We start from the raw sequence: 23,204 nt of genomic DNA, 5'->3' as shown, positions 1-23,204 counted from the left end.
CACCCCAAATCATGAAAGAGTTTTTAAAGTATGCAAAACAAAAATTAAATGTTGATAAACAACTTGTTGCCATTTATTGCATTGTTTATTTTTTATGGGGAACGGGCATGGATTTGTTCGGAGCCCAAGTTGAGATTGCAAAATTCACATATTGGTGGCAAGTGATCACGTGCTATATTTTATATATGGTTCCTATATCATTGCTGTTAAGGGGACTTCCTTTTCACGCTCAGTACGCATATGGTCTAGTTGCTATGGGAGTGTTGGAATTCGGAGGCTATGCCTTACAGACATCATATGCCTATCCTGACAACATTTTGGACCAATTTTTCAATATTCGGAATTTTAGTTTGGGAATGGCGCTTTTCTTTGCCCTGTATTTCCCATTGGGGAATTGGGGCGTCGGAAAGATTTATTCAATGTTGTTCAAAAAATCAGACAAGAATAAGATAACATTTTCAACTTCTGATAAATATTGGCAAAATCGATATAAAAACAAGGGTAATTCAGGTGCTGGCTCCTATAACAACTTAGCCACTTTTAAAGCCGAAATCATCAATAATTTTGTTAAAGACAACAACATAGAAAAAGTTATTGAATTTGGAAGTGGCGATGGTAATCAGCTAAGATATTTCGATTTCAAGCAGTATGTAGGGTATGATGTTAGTGAAGATGCCGTGGCAATGTGCCGTGAGATGTATAAAAATGAAAAAACAAAGGAATTTTATAAACTCCCTCAGGATAAACTGGAGAAAGGTGAATTGGTAATGAGTTTAGATGTGCTTTACCACCTGGTTGAAGACGATATCTTTGATGGATATATGCAAAACCTCTTTGCCAACTCTATGGAATATGTAATCATCTATTCTTCAAATAACAAAGAAATCGAAAGCAATGACCCTCATGTAAGACATCGGGAATTCAACCAATGGGTATCAACTCATGTCAAAGATTTTAAGTTAATAAAACATGTCCCAAACGCTTATCCTTATAACAAAAAGAAACCGCGTAAAACCTCTTTTGCCGATTTTTATATTTACCAAAGAATTTCCTCTTAAGGACTTGGGATAAATTTCCTTGGGCTGTTGAGTTAATTTAAGTCGAAAATCATTTTGATGTTCACCAAGTTGTCCTCACGCTTTTTTCTGATTTTTATGCCATAATCGATGGAGTATAAAGATGCAGTGCCTATCAACTTGTCCTGACTTTTTGTAAAGGTAATTGTAATGGGCTTTACAGTTTGTTTTATGGTCAGCTCACCCTTTACTTTTAGTTGATTGCCCTCCCGTGATACGTGAGTGCTTTGAAAGGAGATTCTCGGGAAGTCGTCAACATCAAAATATTTCCCACTTCGCAAAGACCAATTACGAAGACGGTTATTGGAGTCAATTGTCTTGGAAAGAACAGAACCTTGAAAAATCGAATTTTCCAAATTGTCCAGATCAATTTTCGATGCGCTTTCAAATCCAGAAAAAGTACCTTTTACATCCTTGGAAACAAATACAAAGGAAATTTCAGCTTTGCTTATTTCAACCTTTTGGCCATGAAATCGTATTGGCGCCAAGATTAATCCAAGGAATATAAAGTAAGTGATAAAGGATTTCATTTTCGTCATGTTTTCCATATGATAATTAAGTCATGGACTCCACAAGATACTTACAAATGATAGTAAAAAGCTAGTTTGTTTAAGTTTTTCGTCTTCCTCAATATGAATTGAATTGGAATAAGGTAAATACAAACAGGAAATGACACTTTAATTGTAAACTTTTGATTATAAAATGTTTACCTAAACATGTAATAAAAACAACTTCGCTTCGGAACTATAATTTAGCGTTAATTTTGTATCACTTTGTAGGATAATTAGTAACTTAATGGGAAGTTTTATCAATACAAACATTAAACAAAATGGTATGGACGGTCTAAAACAAAAAGATGCTGCTCAAATTCAAGAACTATTGATTCGGATGGACCGAAATAATACCATAATAAAAAAACTATCGGAAAAACTGAACTCCTATACCTGTGAACCCCATGATTCTTCTTGTTTTGAAAAATTCTACGATTTAAAGCACAGTTTTAAGCAGTTTACGGTCCATCAAAATCGAATTGTTGGCATTTTAAAGAGCAAATCTACCGTGCCGTCAGCTTTAGATATTGAAATCAATCAGCATTTGAAACTGTTCAAAAAGTTGGAGAAGGATATGGCAGCTTATCTTTTGGACACCAATCAATATTTTTAGTTAGACTTCCAACCAAATAACCTTAGGTAAGATTATTTAAAACTAAGGTCATCTGTTTTTTACTCCTGTAAACATCCGTAATATTGCAATCAGTAACCTAGAATTGTAATGGGTAAATCCTCTAAGACCACACTGATAGTACTTGCATTTTTCGCCATATATGTGATATGGGGGTCTACATATTTACTCAATAAAATAGCTGTTTTGGAGCTACCTCCATTCATGTTGGCGTCCTTTCGTTTTACCACCGCCGGAATCTTAATATTTGTTTTGGCTAGAATAATGGGCATTAAGATTTCAATTACTCGAAAGCAACTTGGAAATACCATAATAGCCGGTTTTTTGTTTTTGAGTTTTGGAAATGGGGTAGTTGTATGGGCACTGAAGTATGTGGATACCGGTTTTGCAGCGTTGGAAATATCTGCCCAACCCCTAATTATACTATTGCTGATGTGGATGCTACAGGGTAAAAAGATTCAGCCAATGTCCATTATTGGGGTAATCTTTGGTATTGTGGGTATCTATCTTTTGATAAGTCAAAAACAGATTATTACTAAAGAAGGTTCTATTTTAGGCATGATCATGATTTTTGCATGTATGCTTAGTTGGGGATATGGAAGCCTATTTGTAGGTAAAGCGGACCTTCCATCCAATTACTTTGTAAATACAGGATATCAAATGTTCACTGGAGGTATAATCCTGGCTTTAATGAGCTTTGGATTCGGTGAAGAATGGACTTCACCTCTAGATTGGAGTGGAAAAGTTCAGCTTGTAATGATATTGCTTGTTATTTTCGGAAGCATTTTAGCTTTCACCTCGTTCAACTATCTTCTAAAATCTGTGTCTCCAGAGAAAGTTGCCACTTCAACATATGTCAATCCTATTGTAGCGCTGATTTTGGGCTGGTATTTCTTGGAAGAGGAGATTACTTCACAATCAATCGTTGCCGCGGTGGTTCTTCTTACGGGTGTTTATTTTATAAACACAAAGAAGCGCTTGGCCCTCTTCGCACGTTTTAAAAGATAAGTTTCAAATTGTTTTACTAGTTAAGGATGTCTATCCGGTGTGTATATTTCACCGTTATGATTTGATTGTTCAATAAATCTAAATCGTTATCGTCCTTTACAATATTGAAAACCACAAAAAGACCTGTATTGGCATTTTGAAGCCATCCAAAACGTGCGTTGACCGAGGTAATCTCGGATACATTGTTTCGCTGAATTAAACTCTGCACAAACATTCGTGGCGTAAAGGAATAGGACAGACGTAAACCACCAACCAATGCGGTCAAATTACCAGTGTCCAGTTTAATGTCACTATGGCTGAATATCAAAGAGGAATTGAACCTATCACCAATTCGATATCTGGCTGTGCCACTGTTTGTAATTCGGTTGCCGTTAAAGTACCCCCCAATTATTGTCCGTGTATCCAGCGAAAAGGCGTTATTTCTATTGGTGATTAGGATAAATTGCAGTTCTTCATGCCTATAATTTCCTATGGGCACGGTAACATCGGAAATATTGAAATCTTGGAGTACACGTTCAGTGGTAAAGTTTATTCCGGTATGTATCTCAAATCCACTTTTAAACTCCCAATGATTATCCACATGCAAAAAACCAGTGATAAGCTCATCATCAAAGTTCCAATACCCTCGATAAGAAACATGGGGTCGAATTTCCAATAGTTTTCCAGCATCCTTAAATCGGTGTGCCTTAAAAATCAAGAACTCAGGTTTGCGAAAGGCGGTTCGCTGCAAAAATCCAACCTCGGGATTGAAACCTTGGCCCACTTCGGTATATCCAGCGCGTAGATCCCATCCGTTCCAATTGTAATTCCCCAAAATTTTAAATGCATGATCATCGCTGTCGATACCGGGTGTGTTGCTTTTTGCCACAAATCCGTTAATCTCAGCTTTGTTTCCAATGCCCCATTTCCCATCCATGGCATAAACCCGATTAAAATCATCATCCATACCTCCAAGTCCGGCCCTGTTGATGAAAATTCCACCAAGAGAGGACCTAGTTCCCTGGAAATCGTGATTCACCCGTGCTACAGAAAAGTTGTTTTTTTCAATTCCGGCGGCTTCCACATCTTCGGTAAACATGCTAAGAAGACCTACATTGGTTTGTCCAACTTTTCCAGATAATCTGGCCCCGCCAATAATAGGAACCAAGCTCCCATCATCCCCAATTCCAATTCTTCTGCTAAAAAAAAGGTCCACCTCGCCGGGACTTCCTACACTAAATTGTCCGGCATTTTCAAGAAAGAACGCACGTTTCTCAGGAAAAAATAGATTGAATCGGTCTAAGTTTACTTGTTGATCATCCACCTCAACCTGTGCAAAGTCTGTGTTGTATGTAAGATCAAGGGTTAAACTTGGGGTGACACTATATTTTACATCTGCTCCGACCTCAAAGTTGGTATCAGTTTCGCTTGGGGATACCGATTTATCATTTACAACTTGACCCAAGACGTATGGAATCAACTTCAAATTACCGGGGTTTTTTAGGTTGAGTCCATTCAATTTTCCAGCAAGGGAAAGCCGTTTCATGTCAAATCCCAAAGGAAGCGACGTCCAAAAAGCGGTTTCGGAATTCTTACTGATGTTTCGTCTAAAATTAAGCCCCCAGGTCCTATTTTTTCCAGAAGCAAATCGGAGTGATCTAAAGGGAATGGCAAATTCGGCACTCCATCCATAGTCGCCCAATTCTGATTTCACGGTCCATGTGGCATCCCAATTCAGATTTGTGCCACCGATTACGCCTCCTTGTTGTCTGTTTGTATTGAAATTTCCCTTTCCTTCATTATCGATTTGCGCATCATACTCCATTCCTTGCGCGTTGGTTCCAAACAGAAAACCGTTTTGTTGGTCATTGTAAGTATCTATTATGAAAAGGAAGCTATCCTCATCATTAAGACTTGCGTCTCGTCGTGAATCCGAGACCACAATATTTGCAGCATCAGTATCATAGCATACAACGGATACATAAAACATGCTCGGGGTATAAGCTATACGGATTTCTGTCTTTTCAGAAACGGATTGACCATAGTTTGGTCTTAACTGTACTAAATTTTCAATAGCTGGCACTTTCTGCCAAACAGGGTCGTTGAGGATGTCACCATCAATAGCCGGTTCTTGTGTGAGCTCCGTGGCCGTATATTGAGGTTTGGCTTGAATAGAATCTTTTGCTGTACCGCTCTGGGCGGATACTATTGTAGAAAATAAGGCTGAAAAAAGGACAGCACTGCAAAGCAGAACTTTCATAAATGTTGGTCTGGTTAAAAGTTAAAGATACTGTTTAAATCGGAAATTATTTGGGGATTTCGTATCTTGTATAGGTTGAAAAAATAGCTATGAGGACATTTCACACCCCCCTTTTTTTTATCTTTTTATGGATGGTTTTTGGTTGTGGGTCCCAAAAACAAACTGTTCCGTCTGCTACTCAAGTTGAAGCGTTAAACGCTATAGTAAAGGATAGAGCTTTTGTGATTGATATTACCGTTGCTAGGCCTTTGGCCACAGGGGCGGTGAGTAGGATTGCCAATTCTGGACTTTTGCCTCCCGGCAGTAATGTGAGTAGAATTGACCTAACAGGGATGTCCAGCTACTTGAGAGTAACCAATGATAGTGTATTTGCTGAAATACCTTACTATGGGGAAAGACAATTGCCTACGACGTATAATGCAAATAATACTGGAGTACGGTTTAAGAATGTTCCAGAGGACTTCGAGATTGCCCAAAACAATAGAAATCAAGGGTATACCGTACGGTTCAATGTGGGCAATGGAACAGAGACATTTGCTGTAATTGCAGAAATATTTCCAGATTTATCCAGCACAGTCAACGTAAATAGTTCCCATAGAACTCCCATTTGGTATAGTGGTGAAGTTGAAAAACTAACAATGGAATGAGACTACCATTCTATTGGTCTAAATGATTGCCCTATTTTGAGACGTTTTCCTGATTTAAGGATAAGATTTTCATCCCTTCCCTGCTTTTCAATAGACTTGATATAACTTTTATTTACTATGTACTTTCTATGGATTCTAATAAAACTAGGTCCAAAAATTTTGTTCAATGCACTCAGTTTTTCACGTTTTACATAAGTTTCATTGTTCACATAAAAGTTTACGTAATGACCATCAGCCTCTATCCATTCTACACTGTGCAGTTCAATGGTCAGTTTTTTACGTCCTTTAAAGACATCAATCGTCTGAACTTTACCTTTGGTACGATTGACGTAGACTGCAGATCCTAAGAGCATTAGCAAATGATAAAGTGCCTCTCGGCCGAAATAATAACGGGCGTATTTAGCATCAATATAATGGTTAAAGTAACCCAGTGCATGTAATACAATATTGGAAATGATATAAAAAATAAATAGACTTATCGGGGTCAGTAGCAAAACCAATCCCCAAAATTTTGCCGGATACTTTTTCTGTATCCCAATTTGAGCCCGCAAAGAAATTGCTACAACTGGCATAAAGAAAAGTACCGAAACACATAGGTAAACTATGGACACCCAAATACTATAGCTGGCATGATTACTATAACGGATAATGTTTTGGACCAGGGTAATAGCAAAAATTGCCAACAGAATAACGGTCGATATATACAGGAATTTTTTTTCGTTTCTAATTTCCAGCATCGCATTGGCATTTAAATCCGTAACTGTAATATACCAAAATATCCTATGAATTAGAGTTTATTTGAGTTCTGTTTAACCAAAAACTCCCTTAAACATTTTTTCTGTCAATCCCTTGGATTGCAGCCATTCGGCTAATGATGTACGTCCCCCAACTTGGGCGTGATGAAGTAAAGTAAAACCATGCGGACCGGGTGCGTTGAGAAAATTTGGATAATCGGTAATCAATTGTTTTACGAAATCATCGTAGCCCAAAAACGCATAGTTAAAGATATCCAAGCGAGCACCTCTACTTACCAAAAAGTCAGCGATGTCCTTTCTCCCCATATGGGAAGCGCCTCCGACCGCTGTTTCAAAATCCCCTTTTTTAAACTGGCTGGTACAATTCAGCAAAAGTGGATATTTGTCAAGAATTTTTTTTGTTTCCTCTAGACTCTTGTGTGCGGCAAACACGAATTCTAAAATCAATTCCTGATCAAAAATATCTTCCGGATCCTTTCCAGCTCCAGCTAATATGGTCCCGGAACCTAAAGTGATTGCTCCACCTAGAAGCAAATTTTGTTTAATAAATGCTTTTCTATTCATTGTTGTCCGTTTTAATATGATGATACAAAAAAGGAATATTTGATGGATTTTTAAGGTGTTGTTCAAGTGCTTTGTCTTGAATATGCATTGGAGAGTCATGAAATTACCCATTACCTAAATCTAACAGGGTTCCATCTCTTTGTGAATTGTCTTTGGAAAGACTGGATGATTCTTTTAATCACCAAAACAAGACCAAGTTTTTACGTATTTTAGGTGCATCAATTCAATCAATGTAAAGGCCTTATAACGGATAAATAATTTGTCTACCGACCTAGGATTGCCCTGATGAGGTTTCCAAAAACAACAATACTCAAATTAGAAGCATGTTAAGAAAAATCCTTTATTTAATTATTTTATCACTTTTCATTATATCCTGCAAGGGTAAAATAGATCAGCAAGAGAACCATGAAGATGTGAATGCAGTGAAAGCAGTAGCACACGAAACAGATTTACCACTTGCGAATCTGAACCTACCACCAGGTTTTAAAATTGAGGTATTCGCTGAAGGCCTTGATGGGGCACGTTCCATGACAATGGGGGATAAGGGTACTTTATTTGTTGGCACGCGCAATGAAAATACCATCTATGCTGTCCAAGATTTGGATAATGACTTTTATGCTGAAAAAGTAATGGTTTTGGATACCACACTTGAGATGCCCAACGGAGTTGCTTTTAAAGATGGCGCACTTTACGTGGCTGAGGTAGGTAGGTTACTTCGTTACCCAAACGTTGAAGCACAGCTGTCCAATCTGCAAGAGCCGGAGGTTATCTATGATGATTATCCTACAGAGTTTCACCATGGGTGGAAATACATTGCCTTTGGCCCAGATGAAAAACTATATGTTCCGGTTGGAGCACCTTGCAATATTTGTGAACGGTCCAGTGAAGATGAGCGTTTTGCAACCATTACCCGTATGAACCCCGATGGCAGTGATAGAGAGATTTATGCAAAGGGAGTACGGAACACGGTAGGCTTTACTTGGCACCCAGAAACCGGAGACCTTTGGTTTACGGATAATGGTCGAGATATGCTGGGTGATGACATTCCACCGTGCGAATTGAATCGTGCAACAGAAGCTGGACAACATTTTGGATATCCCTATTGTCATGGAGGCATCGTAAAAGACCCAGAATTCGGAGATCAATTCCCATGTTCTGACTTTGTTGCTCCTGTGCAGCCCATGGGTGCACATGTTGCTCCGTTAGCAGTTAAATTCTACAGGGGAAGCATGTTTCCTGAAAAATATAGGGATTATGCATTTGTTGCAGAACACGGTTCTTGGAATCGGTCGTCAAAAGTTGGTTATCGGATTTCATTGGTCAAGCTTGAGGATAACAAGGCGGTTAGCTATGAGACATTTATAGATGGCTGGCTCGATGAGGAAAAGCAGGAAGCTTTCGGTAGACCGGTAGATATGCTGTTCTTAAATGACGGTTCCATGCTTATATCGGATGATTTTGGAGATGCTATCTACAGAATCACTTATACTAATTAAACCAGAATTTAGTTAAAAATGCAACGCAGAAATTTCATAAAACAATCCGCAATAGCAATGGCCGGTTCAACCATTCCGTTTTCCGTATCCGGATTTACAATGGAAACGAAACCTGAGTATAAAATGGGGCTTCAACTTTTTACCATTCGTGATGCTATGGAAAAGGACCCTATTGGAAGCTTAAAGACAGTTCAAAGCCTTGGATACCAAGACCTTGAAATTTATGGTTATAACGGTGAAGAAGACACCTATTATGGCTACAAGACGGCCGATTTCAAAAAGATTTTGGAGGACCATAATTTGACCACTTCGAGCGGGCATTATGGATTGATGAACTTCTTTGATAAACCCGAGGCTGATTTAAAGCGCTATGTAGACCAGTGTATTGAAGGTGCTACAAAGTTGAAACAGGATTATATCACCTGGCCTTGGCTTGACCCAAAATTTAGGAACGAAGATGGGTTCAAAAAGCTTACCGATGTATTGAATAGTATAGGAGAACAGGTAACCAAGTCCGGTCTAGGTTTCGCATACCATAATCATGGTTTTGAATTTGATAATTTAGGAGAAACCAACGGATATGATATTATTATTAACGGCACAGACTCTTCATTGGTGAAGCTTCAAATCGATTTATATTGGGTAAAACATTCCTCTAAAAAGAGTCCTGTTGAAATTATAGCGAATCAACCAGACCGCTATGTGATGTGGCATATCAAGGATATGGATAAAGTGACCCGGGATTATTCAGAGTTGGGCAACGGCTCCATTGACTACATTGATATGTTACCGAAGTTGGACAAATCTGGATTACAATTCTATTATTTGGAACAGGGTAGTAATTTTGCAAAGGATTCAATTCAAAGTATTACGGACAGTGCAGCTTATTTTAAGGAAAACCTTCAAAGGTTTCTCTAATTATTTTTTAGAAGTAAACATAATTTGAAATAGTTTTCTTTTCCATCCTTAATTTAGTTTTCTAGAAGTGATTTAATTTGACTTATCATAAAAAAATAAACTACTGGAGGATTTTAGAACCCATTTTATTGGGTTCGGTAACTAATATTGTAGTCAATTTCATATTCGACCCTGTCAATCCCGACTTTATTTTAGAGGAATTTTTGGTTGCAGTTGTCTTTGCGACCATTCTTACGGAAATCAATCGTTTGATTGATAAAAAATTAGACAAGAAAATCAGCTGGGCCAATAATCTAGGAAAACGATTTTTGCATCAATTGATTTATTTAACTGGAACCTTACTGATATTACTCAACGTAATCGGCAATATTTATACTTGGTTAGTTGATAATGACTTCTATTCTTTAAAGGAGTTGATGATTATAAACCTTTGTCTTTTTGTTGTTGCCCTTTTGTTTACATTTTTCAAATGGTCCATGCATTTTTATAAAAGTTGGATTCACGCAGAGCAAAACTTAGAAACTACCCATGAACATTTAAACGAATTAAAATCAGAGTTCGATAAAAAAAATACTCGAATTGAACTTCTTAAGGGAAATAGCATGCTCCAAATAAATGCATCCGACATCAACTTTGTAAAGGCTGAATTAGGAGTGGTTTGGGTCTACTACGATATGGAAAAAGCGGTGTTTCCGAATACACTTACCAATCTAATGGGCCAACTTCCAAAGCACTTGTTTTTTCTTGCAACACGTAATGCAATAATTCATCGTGATAGGATTATGTCGATTTCCCCGTCAACCTACGGAAAAATAGACCTTACAGTTAAAAATTCTCTAGAAGAGAATAACTCAATTACTATAAGTAGACTTAAAGCTGCTTCATTTCGGAAATGGTATAATAGCAGTTCAAGCTGATTTTAATATCACTTGGGCTACATATCTCCCTTTTTACTTTTTGATTTGACGTTTGAATAATTCCTTTGATCAAATCAAAAAATAAAAATCATGAAATTATCAAAACACACATTCGGAACATCATTGCTAGTTTTTAGCTTAATAATTATCTCTGCATGCGCCCAGACGAAAAGTGGAAAATTGGCTAGAATCCAAAGTTATATGGATGCAGCCACATCAAATAACCTTGTGGGAGTATCCGTGTACATTAAAAGCCCAAAACTTGGTCAATGGATTGGCACTTCAGGTTATTCCAATTTGGAAAAAAGAATACCGTTGAAGGAAAACGACATTTTTGGTCTTGCAAGTATTGGCAAAACCTATATCGCGGTAGCAGTTTTAAAACTGGTAGAAGATGGAAAACTGAACCTAGATGATAAAATCCAAAAATATCTGCCCCAGGAAATAATAGATGGTTTTCCAACTGCAAAAGATGTGACGATAAGACATTTACTCGGACATACATCGGGTTTATATAATTATAATAGAAATCCAGAACTGAACGAACTTTATTTATCAGGAAACCTAAAATTGGATACCCTATCACATATCAATGCACTCCGGAGATATGCCTATGGAATAACCGAACATACAAAGCCATTGGGTGAATATAAATACAGCAGCACAAATTACTTGCTTTTGTCTATGATAATGGATTTGGTAGTTCCCAAGGGACATGAAGCTTACATGCGAGAAGACCTCATTGCAAAGTTCAATATGGAGGACACCTATTACAAGCAAACACCCCCTGAGCGATTGGTTGAACATTATGGGGATATTGATGAAAATAACATTACCGAAAACCTTTCAAAAGAAACTATTGAAACGACTAACTGGTATAGTGGGGATGATGGTATTTACGCCACCATCGGACAAGCAAGTATTTTTATGGAAAAGCTACTTAAGAACAAAATTCTTAATGAAAAAACAATGAAAGAGATGACAACTTGGAATGATGAAAAAGATCCTGATTATGGTTTAGGCCTCTCGGCAGATAAAAGTTTTCCTTATAAATTATCAATTGGGCACTCGGGTAGGGGCATAGGCATCACAACCGACCTTTATTATTTTCCTAAACAGGACATGACTGTTGCCATATTTTGCAATTCAGGATTACGGTCGGCTTCAAAAGATTATGCGAAAACATATTATAAAATGCGAAAAAAAATCATCAAGAAGCTCTTCCTTTTTTAAGGGAAAGTAAACCATGCTTGGAAAGTCATTGAACTGAAGAATTGCTTAAGTCTCTCATTTTCCAAGCATAGTTTTCCTTACCGTCTTTATTCTTTATCTCAAGAAATATATGAACGGTCTTGGAAACGTCCTTAGAAATTATTCTCTCCACGGAATAGTTCCAATCAGCATTGGAAAATAGGTATTCTTGTCTGTTATCAGTGCTATTTTCAAGCTTTGTTCCAAAATCTAAGACGAAGTCCGGGATATCATAGGTTGATTTTGGCTTTTTCCAGCATGTGTATCTCAACGAATCATTGACTAGCCGGTCCACTCGAATGGTAAAATCGAAATTATCGCAGAGAACAAGATTGGTTTTTACATTCTTATATAGTTCAATCAGTGATGTTTTCATATCCCTTTCGTTTTCAGTATGTTTAAGAGCTTCCTGAGCATTGGCTAACTCCAGCACTACCTGATCTAGCTTTCCCTTATGGTCGACTCGATTACATGAAATATGGGATAGGAGGACTATTGCCATCACAAAATGGAAGGCCTTCATACTCCATTCCTTTTTTTCCAATGCATTCCATGAAAGAAACCAATCAAGTATAATATGATTGCTGAGAGTATCAAGCTTACAATTTGTAATCCACTTATAAGTTCTAGTGTAGTCATTTTCCTATTTTTTTAGAAAAACTAGGATAATTCTTGTTTGATTAAGAAGTTGAATTGATGAATGCATGTTTTGAATTGAAGAAACATGGTTTGGAGTATATACTAAATAGATTTCATCAAGTATGTTAAATGAAGGGGTGAGATTTATGTTTTTAGAATATAAAGGGCGAGGGTTTAACTGTTTTTTGAGAACTTATTTTCATTCCGCTATCCTAAATTTTAAATCAAATCGTAATTTACATGGGTTACCAACAACCGATAAATAACCAATAGTATGATAAAGATTGCCTACATAGGTGCCGGAAGTCTTCAATTTGGCCCGATGATAGTTCAAGATATTTTATTGAGTGAAGAACTATGTTCCAAGGGATTGGAAATTTATCTTATGGATATTGAAAAATCCCATTTGAACCACGTCCAATCGCATGCAGAATATGTCAATGAGAAATTGCAACGAAACGCAAAGATCAGCTCGGGGACCAATAGGGATGAAGCGATCAGAAATGCGGATTTTGTAATATGCGCCCTTGAAAAGGACCGCAATGTTTACTGGTCACAAGATTTTCATATTCCCAGAAAGTATGGATTTAAACAAGTCTATGGAGAAAATGGCGGTGTGGGTTCTTTGTTTCATGCACTGCGCAATATTAAGGTCATTATAGACTTGGCCAAGGCAATGGAAACACTATGTCCAAATGCATTATTGTTGAATTTTTCCAATCCAGAACATAAAATATGCGAAGCGGTAACACGCTTAACAAAAATCAAAGCCGTTGGATTGTGCCATGGCGTTTTCATGGGCCGTGAACAATTGTCAGAATTGTTGAAGATTCCATTGGATGATTTACAAACCAAGGCGTGCGGTATAAATCATTTTACCTGGTTCCAGGAGATTTTACAGAAATCTACCGGAAAAGACCTTTACCCAAGGTTACGTGAAATAGAAAAAAAAGGGGATTGGCTTGCCAATTGGCACGAATTGGCTTTGGGGAGAATACTTTTTCGAAGATTTGGACAATGGCCTTCGCCAGCTTCAAACCATTATGGTGAATACATTCGTTGGGCAGAGGAATTCGTAATTCCTCAACTACAATTTTTTTATGACCCGTATGATGGACATCCTTGGGAAAATGACCAGGTTCCAGAAGGGGTGTATACCGTAGACCGAGTAAATTATGACCGTCCATGGGTCAAGGATTGGAATAAAAAACTGCTACCTGTGGGTAGTACGGAGGAAATTGTTTTGGAGAACGAAGACGGAAGTTTTAAAAGTTCGGGTGAAATAGCCACGATAATCATGGAGGCAAAGGTGACAGGGCTAAAAAAGTGGCTCGAAGCAGTCAATATTCCAAACAAGGGATATATTCCGAACTTACCAGATGAACTTGTAGTTGAAGTTCCAGCGTTTTGTGATGCTTCCGGAATTCATGGTATTCAACTCGAACCCATGCCAGAAGCAATTGCAGCAACTATTCGGTTACATGCTAGCATCCATCAATTATTGGTAGAAGCATATGATGAAAAATCAAAAGATAAATTATTACAGGCCATTTTAATAGAACCTACTGTCAACTCATACAGAAATGCCATAGATATGTGCAATGAAATGTTGGAATTACAAAAAGATGTTTTACCTACCTTAAAATAATGCATCCAAATCAGAAATTGAAAAGGGCAACTTATGGGACTTGAAACACTGGATTGGGTTGTCATTGTAATCTATATGCTGATCACCATTACAATTGGTGTTTTTGTTGCAAAGCATAAATCCAAAAATATCACGGAGTTCTTTGTGGCCGGACGCAGTCTGCCATGGTGGTTGTTGGGCACTTCAATTGCCGCTACTTGGTTTGCTACAGATGCTCCGTTGGCGGTTACCGCTTTGGTTCGTAGTAAAGGTATTTACGGAAATTGGCTATGGTGGTACCTGGGAATTGGTATAATGATGATGGTCTTTTTTTATGCCAAATATTGGCGAAGAGCCGAGATTTTAACCGATGCCGAACTAATTGAAATGCGATATAGTGGCAAGTCTGCTTCAGTTCTACGTGGATTTACGGCTGCATTCTTTGGTATTTTCAAGAATTGCATCACACTGGGTTGGGTTATGCTCGCCATGCTGAAGTTTTCTCAGATCATGTTGGGTTGGAGTGCTGAGTTTGCTTTGATTGTAACATGTGGCTACGCATTGATTCATACATTGGCATCTGGAATCAAAGGAGTGGTCATATTAGACATGCTACACTTTTCGGCAGGTACTATTAGTACCATACTTTTGGCGATTTTGATCCTGGTTCAAATCGGCGGACCAACAGAATTGGCTTCTCAAATTGCTGCAAGGCCCGATGCACCGGCGGGGGTGTTGGATATGCTTCCAAATTTATCCCATATTGGACCCACTGAGATGATTGCCTTTGTTTGTCTTATTGGAATTTTGTGGTTGGGACAGGCGCAGGGGGATGGTTATATAGTTCAACGTCTTTTTTCTGCTAAAACGGAAAAACATGCCATCAAAGCTTCGCTTTGGTTTGCCGTAGCAGGCGTTGTGATTCTAACATGGCCATGGATCGTGGTTGGTTTAGGATCTATAGTGATCTTGCCTATTTCAGAAGCATCAGCGGCTTTGGTTGCGGATCCAGAATTAGCATATCCCATGATGATATTGGAAGTATTGCCATCGGGATTAAAAGGTCTTCTGGTAGCAGCGTTCATGGCAGCTTTCATGAGTACTGTTGACACACACCTCTGTTGGGGTGGATCATATATTGTGAATGATATTTATAAACGCTTTATAAAAAAGAAAGCATCTCCCGCCCATTATTTGATGGTATCACGGATTGGTATAACAGGTTTATTGTTGCTTTCCGCAATGGCGGCTTGGCAAATGGATAGCATTGCAGGGGCATGGATTTACATCATCGAAATAGTTTCAGGCATTGCCATTATCTTAATGCTTCGATGGTTTTGGTGGCGCATTAATGCCTGGTCAGAGATAACTGCAATGATTTCAGCTTTGGTATTGGCCAATGGTCATTTAATTGTTAGCGGACTGTATAAGTTAGAATGGATTGATGAGTCCCTTTTAAAAACTGTAAACGTTTGGTACAATGATGAACACGCTTTGATTCGAGCAACAATTATTCTGCTATTGTGCACGGCTATTAGCTTAATTGTAACCTATTTTACCAAACCAGTTGCCAATAAAACACTTGTTGCATTCTACACAAAGGTCAGGCCAAAAGGATGGTGGGGTCCAATAGCAGCTCAGCTAGTTACAAATAATATTGAGAAAGAAGAGGTGAAAAGAAGTTGGATGGGTTTTGTACTTGGCGTGATTTTTTTAAATAGTATTCTTTTTAGTGTGGGACATGCCGTTCTTGGGAGATACATGTATGCCATAGTGCTACTATTGGTTGGAATAATAAGTGGATGGTTTACATTAAGAATTGTTGAAAAAGTCAAAACTCAATAATGTCATGAGAATTCAACATTTTGAAAATGAGGTAGACTTTATAAACAAAGCTGCTGGCTTATTGATTCAGGAGATAGATAGGAAACCAGAATTGCTTTTGTGCGCTGCAACAGGTAATTCTCCATTACTCGTGTACAGAAGGTTAGTCTATGATAAAAAACTTCATGTAAATCGATATAAGAACTTAAATATCATTAAGTTAGATGAGTGGGTAAGTTTGGAGAGTAATGCTGGAAGTTGCGAGACCTATTTGCGAAAAGAACTTATCAATCCCTTGAGAATAAAAGAACGCAATTATATCGGATTTGATGAAAAAACAAAAAATCCTATTGAAGAGTGCAAGCGTGTTCAAGACCTTCTAGACAATAATGGCCCAATAGACATGTGCGTTCTCGGGTTGGGTAAGAATGGGCATCTTGGATTTAACGAACCTCCCGGTGATCCTACCAAAAAATGTCATGTAGCACATTTAACCGCTCAATCTCAAGAACATGATATGGTTGCGAACCAATTAAAAAAACCAGAATTTGGGATGACATTGGGTATTCAAGATATTCTTAATTCCAAAAGAATACTTCTATTAATATCAGGAAAGGGAAAAGAAAAGGCCAAACAGCGGTTTTTATCTTCAAAAGTCGACCCTCAATGTCCAGCATCTTTTTTATGGATGCACTCCAATGTTGATTGCCTTATACTGGAAGAGTTGTTTAAATAAAGCATTGGAAGGAATACATAGCAACCTTATAAAATTTATGGTTGACTGGATTAAAAGTTGAAAAGCCGACGAATCTTTATAAATAAAAAATCGTAACCATTACTTTTATAAGGATGTAACAAAGAAAAATAAAGTTAAAATATAACCTTACAATGAAGTTTATTAAAGTTATTGTTTGTTTATTGGTATTTCTATCATGCTCCAATGAAGAGGGAAGTAATGAGATGCCAGTTGATGAGAATGCCGCGTTCCTTGCAGAACTCCAAAGTATTGTCGACTCAAAAATCGGCACGGACAAGTTGGTGGGTGCTTCTATATCCATTCGCGTGGATGGAGAAGAACGTTGGATACTTCAAGGCGGCACCTCTAGCGGCGGTAGTCCAATATCTGGTGATATGCGATTTGGTATTGCCAGTATTACCAAAACCTTTGTGGCGGCGACTACACTTAAATTGATAGATGAAGGTCAATTGGACTTAAATGACCCTATAAGCAAATGGTTAACACTTAATTCAACCAATATTGACGAATCCATTACGGTTGAACAACTTTTGGGCCATTTTGCGGGACTCTTGGGGTATTTCAGACATCCTGATATTTGGGCAAGGGTGGAAGGTAACCTTGAAACAGCAATTCCTTCATTAGAGTTAGTGGATTATGTGGGGGAGCCAGTGTTTATGCCAGGGGATAGATATGAATATTCCAATTCTAACTACCTCATTTTAGGACTGATTATTGAAGCGGTTACCCAAAAGACCGTAGGTGAAGTTTTTAGAGAAAAACTTTTTGATCCTTTACAATTAGGAAATACCTATTTCCCTGCCAACGAGAACTTGGTTGGACCAATTGCTACCCCATGGAGAGATAGCAATGGCGATGGAACCTTACAAGATATATCCAGTGAATTTGGAGCGGCTTATCATAGCATTTTCTATACTGCAGCAGATGTCTTCTCAACAGCATCGGACCTCTCAATGTGGGCACAACATCTGTTTAACGGATCTCTATTATCTCAAGAAACAAAAAACTTAATGTTGAATTTTACACCCCTTGGTGATCCAATTGCAACAGGGTATGGGTTAGGAGTAAGAGAAGTGACTTTTGTTGGCAGATCCATGTGGGGACATACGGGTGGTATGAGAGGATATGGCTCATATATGTTCTATGATCCAACTAGCAAGGTTAGCATTGCAATGCTAAACAATCAGAGCAGGTCTCAAAACGGACCTCTATTACGATATGAATTGGTAGACGAATTGTTACAGAAGGTCTTTCAAAATCTCTGAATTATCAATGGATCTCAGCTTCGATTGAATTACCGTTTTCTTCAAGAAAGTCTATGATAGTTTCTCCGCTTGAATCATTGAGTTTACTCAGTGACACCTCTCCAGCTCCCAAAAATCGATAACGCACCCCTGCGATTCTTCCCATGTCCTCATTATAGCTGCCTGAAAAAGCAAGTTGGTCACCAATAAATACGCTAAGGTTTTTATTTCTGACCTCCAGGTTAATGTCTTTTTCTTGACTTAAATCAACTCCAAGTCCAGAAAGGTCATGTTCCTTTCCATTGAAATAAATGTCATTTAGCATTACATACGATTCTGAGATACAGCCGGGAATAGAAAATGATACGACCATAGCTCCTTTTGTTCCCAAAACAATGATATAGGCCTTTTGACATACCGCCCATTTATCTCTATATGTATTTTTAATTGTCGACCGGAGTTCAAAATTATCCCCAGAGATTGGCTCAAAATCCTTTACCATGTGAAAGGTCGAAGAGAAAGGCTCCTCCATAGATGCGATTTCGGTTATAACTTCAGAAGAAAAAGAAACTTTCCCATTATGAATCTTGGAAGATGGGATGTATTTCGGAATAGGTCTGTAATCCAAGGTACCCAACCAGCCTTCTGTTTTAATAAACAAATCGTGTTGTTTTATTGGACTCCCATCCACCAACAGCTTTGCCCTAAAATATCCTGGAAAATAATACTGCCCAGTAGCTTGCTGTTGACCTGGTTTTAAACTTATAGTTTTTGTAGGGTCCCAATACTGTTGAATATGAATACTGTCGGACTTGATACCCTCCAAATCCAGGTTAAAAACAACAGAGTTAGGAAGTCCTTTGGCAATGGGCCGACTTTCGAAAACAATTTTGGAAAGATCCACCGATGTCCCATTTTCAACAGGACCTTTTAAGGAAAAAAATGAAATAAAGATTATGGTCATAACAGAAGCACTCAACATGATTACGCCTAAATTAGGTCGAATCATATTTGAAATCCGCGACTTCTTCTTAGCGACTACTTTGCTCTTAAAATCCCTCCAGTTTTCAAAGCCAGCAAATTGCGAAAGCGTATTCAATGTGGTTATGCTAGGCGCACTTTGGTAATCTATTCGGCCCCAAACCCGTTTTAGGGTCACTGAGCTCAACAAAACTTTGGTCTCCTGCTGAATACGTTCACTCAATTCAAAGAACATATCATTATGCCAGGAATCTGAAGGTCCCCAGCCCAACTTTTTTTCGATGAGCGACAAACATTTTTTAACCAATGAGTATTCTGAATACATCTATTGTCTTTGTTAAACAAAGATCACAAAAAAAACATATCCTGAATGGGAATGAATCAACTTGAACGAACTTGTTTCGACTTTTTTGGCCCATACCGTTTACTTCGTACTATCAAAAATCAAAAGACATGTTTAAAACTTCGATTACAATTATTTTCTTCTTTGTTTGCACATTAGGTTTTTCCCAAGAAATAATTCCTTTAGATACATTGCATTGGGATATAGATGCTAGGGCACATGTATTGGAACCGCATATGGGCAAAGATGCAATTTATTTACAGGCAGGTTCTATTACTCTAAAGGATGCCAATTTTCTAAACGGAACTATTGAATACGATATTCATTTAAAAAAGACCAGGGCATTTCCCGCGGTTTATTTTAGAGTGAATGATTCCGAAGCAGAACAATTTTATTTTAGACCACATCAATCGGGGAATCCGGATGCGACCCAGGCAATAGGTGTTTTTAAAGGTCTTACAGCGTGGCAGCTATATTTCGGCCCAAAGTATTCATTTCCACATGTATATAATCACGATGTTTGGACACATGTTAAAATAGTAGTCGAGGGAAAACGAGCTCAGATTTATCTGGACAATGAGGAAAAACCAAGACTATCTTGGCAATTATTCCATGAACCTAAAGCAGGAAAGATAAGCTTTACTGGGGGCGGTGCTAGTGGTATTCACATCGCTAATATTAAAATTAACAATGACGTTCATGATATCAAGGATTTTATGCCAGGTAAACGTGAGGCAATTGATGGTGCTATAGCACAATGGGAAGTGTCAGACAAGTTTGAGGAAAAACTTTTGGATGACAGCAGCAAACTTGAATCGGTGATAGCTGATAGAAAGTGGGGAAAGAAGATATACTTGGAAGAAGGAGTAGCCGCCAATATTTCTAGAGCTGTTGAACTGGGGGACGATTCTTCTGGCAATACCGTTTTGGCCAAAATTACTATAACGTCCAATAATGACATGATGAGACTATTCGAGTTTGGCTATAGTGATAGAGTAGTGGCCATCCTTAATGGCAAACCTATTTACAAAGGAAACAATCGATTTCGATCTAGAGATTATAGATACTTGGGCACCATAGGACTGTTTGATGCAGTTTATTTGAATCTTAAAAAAGGAAAGAATACTCTTATACTTGCTGTTTCAGAAGATTTTGGAGGGTGGTTGGTAACAGGAAAGTTTCCAAACCCTGAAGGATTAAAAATAAAATAGTTTCATCTTAAATCCAGAGTCAAATTGATACACAGCAAACCTAAATTAGTTTCTTATTTATTCCTGCTACTTGGGTGTTGGGGTTTAAACGCCCAGGACATGTTGGTGGCCACTAAGGTGAGTCCCAAGGCAAGTGTTATGCAGCGCATTGGAACTACCGATGTTACCGTGGTATACCATAGCCCTTCAGCCAAACAGCGTAAAATATTTGGAGGTATAGTTCCCTATGACTTTGAGGTAGATGGCATTCAATATCCATGGAGAGCTGGTTCAAACCAAAATACCACAATTGAATTCACTCATGATGTCCGAGTTCAAGGAAAGTTTATTGCTAAGGGTACATATGGATTACATATTTATGTAAAGGAAAAGGAGTGGACTTTTATCTTTTCCAAAACTTCGGATAGCTGGGGCAGTTTCAGCTATAACAAGGAAGACGATGCTTTACGCGTAAAAGCTATTCCCGAAAAAGGACCATATCAGGAGTGGCTGAACTATGAATTCGTCACCCGAAAGCCAGAATCTGCCAGGTTGGAATTGCAATGGTCCAATGTGAAGTGCGGTATTGAAATAGAAGTAGATGTAACCACTAATGTCTTAGTAGATTTAAAATCAAAAGAAGAGAAGTCATCTGACGATTATATAAAGCTGGCACAGTTAACAGTTGCTCAAAATGAGGATAATATTGATGAGGCATTAAAATATGTGGACAAATCCATAGCGATAGGGAAGGAATTTAGAAACCTAATGCTTAAATCCGATTTGTTGGCAAAAAAGGGGATGAACTCCGCAAGCATTAAGCTCAAAGAAGAGGCTTTGACCATGGGAGAAGGCTTTCCATACTTCTATTACTACCCCTTGAGCTTTATGCTATTAGAAGGTGACAGCGATAAAACCCTTGTACTATTGACTGAAATGCTTGCGACGGATTCCAATAATTACATTACAAACTTGGCTATGGGAGAATATTATATTAAGCAGAACAACCAAGAAAAAGCAACATTTCATTTTAAAAAAGCCTATGAAAATGCTGGCGAGAGATCTAAACCGTATGCTCGGTATATGTATCTTTCAAACAAGCATATTTTGGAAAACGGAGGTTGACATTCTTAATTGAATAAAGCTTATTTTTATGATGGTACTCTAAAAAGTATCGCATCTTGAATAGCGAGTCATCATGAAAATTAGAATCAAAGGAAATTCCATCCGCTATCGTCTCACCCGAAGTGAGGTGGAAATTTTTTGCAATACCGGTTATTTTTCGGAAGCTACTGAGTTCAACGACCGAACCTTTACCTATGCTTTAAAAGTATCAGAGGCCAACACTGAAATGGATGCTAAATTTCTCGATGACTCCATTATTTTATATGTACCCGCAGCTACCAGCAAAAATTGGGATGTGAACAATCTTGTAGGTTTTGAACATACCATGACATTAAACAACGGTAATGAATTGTTTTTGTTGGTGGAAAAGGATTTTGTGTGCATGGATGAGACAACCGAAGATCAATCGGACAATTATCCAAACCCTAAGGCCCTTTAATTGTGAGCATAACAAAAATCTTGGTTGCTGGAATAGGAGGGGTGGGAGGCTTTTTTGGAGGCTTGCTCGCCAAACAATTTGAGGACAGCAAAGCTTTAGAAGTTCATTTTCTGGCTCGAGGGGCGCATCTAGAACAAATTCAGAAGTTAGGACTAAAGGTTATTGAAGGTGATGAAGAGTTTGTGGCTGCTCCAAAGTCTTCAACAGATAATCCTGATGATATTGGCAAGGTCGATTATATTATAGTTTGCACCAAAAGTTATGATCTGGAGCAGACCATACGGCAACTTGCACCCTGTATTGGCCCGCAAACAGTGATCTTGCCCTTGCTCAATGGGGTGGACTGTAGGGAACGCGTCCAAAAACTGCTGCCCAACAACTTGGTGTGCGATGGTTGCGTGTACATTATTGCACGACTATCTCGACCTGGAGTGGTGGAGAACCTGGGCAACATAAAAAAACTGTTTTTTGGTGTAGAAGGCCGTTCCGATGCCCGATTGGAGGTCTTGGAAAAGTTGCTCCAAGAAGCTGGGGTAGAGGTGACCTTGACCCCACAGATTGAAAAGGTGATCTGGGAAAAGTTTGTCTTTATCTCGGTAATGGCTACGGCCACTACATATTTTGATACATCTGTAGGTCCCATAGTTACCGATTTGGAAAAGCGAAATACCGTGATTGCCCTGGTCAACGAAGTTTCCCAAATTGCAAAGCAAAAAGAGGTTACTATCTCCAACAATATGGCCGAACAGGTATTGACCAAACTGGAAAGCCTGCCCCATGCAGCAACCTCTTCACTACATTCTGATGTTACCGCCAAAAAAACCAATACCGAAGTTCAGGCTTTAGTAGGCTATGTAGTAAGTGTAGCACAACACTTTAGTGTTGATGCTCCAACTTACCGACAATTGTTTGGGGAAATACAAAAACGTATTTCTTAAAAAGTAGGAAAAAAAGGTATTAATTATTTAGGTATATTAGTACA

General features: G+C 38.3%; 22 protein-coding genes. 16 read left to right on the top strand and 6 right to left on the bottom strand.

Annotation, left to right across the window (positions count from 1 at the left end; all coding sequences use genetic code 11):
- Positions 1 to 11 precede the first annotated feature (11 nt).
- Complete coding sequence (locus tag ACOKFG_RS11960) at positions 12 to 1,058, top strand: class I SAM-dependent methyltransferase (protein WP_299173376.1); 1,047 nt, start codon at positions 12 to 14, stop codon at positions 1,056 to 1,058.
- A gap of 32 nt (positions 1,059 to 1,090) precedes the next feature.
- On the opposite strand, the gene ACOKFG_RS11955 is transcribed toward ACOKFG_RS11960, so the two are convergent.
- Complete coding sequence (locus ACOKFG_RS11955) at positions 1,091 to 1,606, bottom strand: YceI family protein (RefSeq protein WP_299173373.1); 516 nt, start codon at positions 1,604 to 1,606, stop codon at positions 1,091 to 1,093.
- Between the two features lie 304 nt (positions 1,607 to 1,910).
- Between ACOKFG_RS11955 and ACOKFG_RS11950 the strand changes: the two genes are divergently transcribed.
- Both ACOKFG_RS11950 and ACOKFG_RS11945 read left to right on the top strand, forming a co-directional pair.
- Positions 1,911 to 2,240: a hypothetical protein gene (locus ACOKFG_RS11950; protein WP_299173370.1), complete on the top strand. Its 330-nt coding sequence runs from the start codon at positions 1,911 to 1,913 to the stop codon at positions 2,238 to 2,240.
- Between the two features lie 108 nt (positions 2,241 to 2,348).
- Complete coding sequence (locus tag ACOKFG_RS11945; protein ID WP_299173367.1) at positions 2,349 to 3,266, top strand: EamA family transporter; 918 nt, start codon at positions 2,349 to 2,351, stop codon at positions 3,264 to 3,266.
- A 16-nt stretch (positions 3,267 to 3,282) separates the two neighbouring features.
- Here ACOKFG_RS11945 and ACOKFG_RS11940 read toward each other — a convergent pair whose 3' ends face one another.
- A complete protein-coding gene (locus ACOKFG_RS11940) occupies positions 3,283 to 5,505 on the bottom strand; it encodes a DUF5916 domain-containing protein (protein WP_422861350.1) in 2,223 nt (740 codons plus the stop codon).
- Between the two features lie 89 nt (positions 5,506 to 5,594).
- Here ACOKFG_RS11940 and ACOKFG_RS11935 point away from each other — a divergent pair, with 89 nt between their 5' ends.
- On the top strand, positions 5,595 to 6,152 hold the full coding sequence (locus ACOKFG_RS11935; protein WP_422861349.1) for a DUF4251 domain-containing protein: 558 nt from the start codon (positions 5,595 to 5,597) through the stop codon (positions 6,150 to 6,152).
- Positions 6,153 to 6,154: 2 nt separating this feature from the next.
- Here the strand turns inward: ACOKFG_RS11935 and ACOKFG_RS11930 are convergent, their stop codons facing one another.
- Both ACOKFG_RS11930 and ACOKFG_RS11925 read right to left on the bottom strand, forming a co-directional pair.
- The gene (locus ACOKFG_RS11930; protein ID WP_422861348.1) at positions 6,155 to 6,889 is read right to left on the bottom strand and encodes a LytR/AlgR family response regulator transcription factor; all 735 of its coding nucleotides are present in this window, start codon (positions 6,887 to 6,889) and stop codon (positions 6,155 to 6,157) included.
- A gap of 72 nt (positions 6,890 to 6,961) precedes the next feature.
- Positions 6,962 to 7,471, bottom strand: coding sequence for a hypothetical protein (locus ACOKFG_RS11925; RefSeq protein ID WP_422861347.1), 510 nt, complete (start codon positions 7,469 to 7,471; stop codon positions 6,962 to 6,964).
- Positions 7,472 to 7,794: 323 nt separating this feature from the next.
- Here ACOKFG_RS11925 and ACOKFG_RS11920 point away from each other — a divergent pair, with 323 nt between their 5' ends.
- From ACOKFG_RS11920 to ACOKFG_RS11905, 4 genes are all read left to right on the top strand, one after another.
- A complete protein-coding gene (locus tag ACOKFG_RS11920; protein ID WP_422861346.1) occupies positions 7,795 to 8,967 on the top strand; it encodes a PQQ-dependent sugar dehydrogenase in 1,173 nt (390 codons plus the stop codon).
- Positions 8,968 to 8,985: 18 nt separating this feature from the next.
- Positions 8,986 to 9,885, top strand: coding sequence for a sugar phosphate isomerase/epimerase family protein (locus tag ACOKFG_RS11915; RefSeq protein WP_422861345.1), 900 nt, complete (start codon positions 8,986 to 8,988; stop codon positions 9,883 to 9,885).
- A gap of 77 nt (positions 9,886 to 9,962) precedes the next feature.
- Entirely contained in the window at positions 9,963 to 10,802 is an 840-nt protein-coding gene (locus ACOKFG_RS11910; protein ID WP_422861343.1) for a LytTR family transcriptional regulator DNA-binding domain-containing protein, read from the top strand.
- 90 nt (positions 10,803 to 10,892) lie between these two features.
- A complete protein-coding gene (locus ACOKFG_RS11905; RefSeq protein ID WP_422861342.1) occupies positions 10,893 to 12,035 on the top strand; it encodes a serine hydrolase domain-containing protein in 1,143 nt (380 codons plus the stop codon).
- 25 nt (positions 12,036 to 12,060) lie between these two features.
- Here ACOKFG_RS11905 and ACOKFG_RS11900 read toward each other — a convergent pair whose 3' ends face one another.
- Positions 12,061 to 12,576, bottom strand: coding sequence for a hypothetical protein (locus tag ACOKFG_RS11900; protein ID WP_422861341.1), 516 nt, complete (start codon positions 12,574 to 12,576; stop codon positions 12,061 to 12,063).
- Positions 12,577 to 12,966: 390 nt separating this feature from the next.
- Here ACOKFG_RS11900 and ACOKFG_RS11895 point away from each other — a divergent pair, with 390 nt between their 5' ends.
- The 4 genes from ACOKFG_RS11895 (at position 12,967) to ACOKFG_RS11880 (ending at position 18,165) form a co-directional block, all read left to right on the top strand.
- On the top strand, positions 12,967 to 14,340 hold the full coding sequence (locus ACOKFG_RS11895) for a hypothetical protein (protein WP_299485409.1): 1,374 nt from the start codon (positions 12,967 to 12,969) through the stop codon (positions 14,338 to 14,340).
- Positions 14,341 to 14,373: 33 nt separating this feature from the next.
- Entirely contained in the window at positions 14,374 to 16,164 is a 1,791-nt protein-coding gene (locus ACOKFG_RS11890; protein WP_299485407.1) for a sodium:solute symporter family protein, read from the top strand.
- A 4-nt stretch (positions 16,165 to 16,168) separates the two neighbouring features.
- A complete protein-coding gene (locus ACOKFG_RS11885) occupies positions 16,169 to 16,879 on the top strand; it encodes a galactosamine-6-phosphate isomerase (RefSeq protein WP_422861340.1) in 711 nt (236 codons plus the stop codon).
- A gap of 152 nt (positions 16,880 to 17,031) precedes the next feature.
- Positions 17,032 to 18,165 (top strand): serine hydrolase domain-containing protein, encoded by a 1,134-nt coding sequence (locus ACOKFG_RS11880; RefSeq protein WP_422861339.1) that lies wholly within the window; start codon positions 17,032 to 17,034, stop codon positions 18,163 to 18,165.
- A 4-nt stretch (positions 18,166 to 18,169) separates the two neighbouring features.
- On the opposite strand, the gene ACOKFG_RS11875 is transcribed toward ACOKFG_RS11880, so the two are convergent.
- Positions 18,170 to 19,450, bottom strand: coding sequence for a hypothetical protein (locus tag ACOKFG_RS11875; RefSeq protein WP_298789780.1), 1,281 nt, complete (start codon positions 19,448 to 19,450; stop codon positions 18,170 to 18,172).
- Positions 19,451 to 19,578: 128 nt separating this feature from the next.
- Between ACOKFG_RS11875 and ACOKFG_RS11870 the strand changes: the two genes are divergently transcribed.
- From ACOKFG_RS11870 to ACOKFG_RS11855, 4 genes are all read left to right on the top strand, one after another.
- Entirely contained in the window at positions 19,579 to 20,679 is a 1,101-nt protein-coding gene (locus ACOKFG_RS11870) for a hypothetical protein (protein WP_299485398.1), read from the top strand.
- Between the two features lie 99 nt (positions 20,680 to 20,778).
- Positions 20,779 to 21,783: a DUF2911 domain-containing protein gene (locus ACOKFG_RS11865; RefSeq protein WP_299485396.1), complete on the top strand. Its 1,005-nt coding sequence runs from the start codon at positions 20,779 to 20,781 to the stop codon at positions 21,781 to 21,783.
- A gap of 73 nt (positions 21,784 to 21,856) precedes the next feature.
- Entirely contained in the window at positions 21,857 to 22,222 is a 366-nt protein-coding gene (locus ACOKFG_RS11860) for a DUF7009 family protein (protein WP_299485395.1), read from the top strand.
- Between the two features lie 2 nt (positions 22,223 to 22,224).
- Positions 22,225 to 23,160, top strand: a complete 936-nt coding sequence (locus ACOKFG_RS11855) for a ketopantoate reductase family protein (RefSeq protein ID WP_422861338.1) — start codon at positions 22,225 to 22,227, stop codon at positions 23,158 to 23,160.
- The last annotated feature ends 44 nt before the right edge of the window (positions 23,161 to 23,204 follow it).

The sequence above is a fragment of the Flagellimonas rhodophyticola genome, assembly GCF_049332665.1.
Classification (GTDB): Bacteria; Bacteroidota; Bacteroidia; order Flavobacteriales; family Flavobacteriaceae; genus Flagellimonas.
This window is presented reverse-complemented; position numbering and strand designations above follow the sequence as displayed.